The sequence below is a fragment of the Porphyromonas sp. CAG:1061 genome, assembly GCF_000435035.1.
Classification (GTDB): domain Bacteria; phylum Bacteroidota; class Bacteroidia; order Bacteroidales; family Porphyromonadaceae; genus Porphyromonas_A; species Porphyromonas_A somerae.
The window spans coordinates 21,581-21,982 of record NZ_HF988914.1 but is presented as its reverse complement, the minus strand read 5'-3'; the positions used below and the strand labels follow the sequence as shown (position 1 = coordinate 21,982).

The 402-nt window shown below is 44.3% G+C and carries 1 protein-coding gene; it reads left to right on the top strand.

Annotated elements, in window-relative coordinates; genetic code table 11:
• Positions 1-152: 152 nt before the first annotated feature.
• On the top strand, positions 153-402 hold a 250-nt coding region (locus QVO39_RS04890), incomplete at its 3' end, for a GTP-binding protein (protein ID WP_288171780.1).

The window sequence follows — 402 nt, the reverse complement described above, 5'->3', positions numbered from 1 at the left end:
CCTCTGCCGAGGTCCTTACTCATAGACACCCCACTAAAAACCATACGGTAAGACCTTTCTAATGCGTAACCCCTGAGTAGCAGTGGGACAGTGGAGTGTGATTCGTCTCTTTTTTATTATCTTTGTAGGTAAATACTAGTAAGAGGATTTATATGAATCATATTCGAAATTTCTGTATCATAGCGCATATTGACCACGGCAAGAGCACTTTGGCGGACCGCCTTCTGGAGTATACCAATACAGTGGGGGCTAAGGATGCACAAGATCAATTGCTGGACAGCATGGACTTGGAGCGGGAGCGTGGTATTACAATCAAGAGCCATGCGATACAGATGGACTATAATTATAAAGGGGAACAATATACACTGAACCTTATTGATACTCCGGGGCACGTGGACTTCT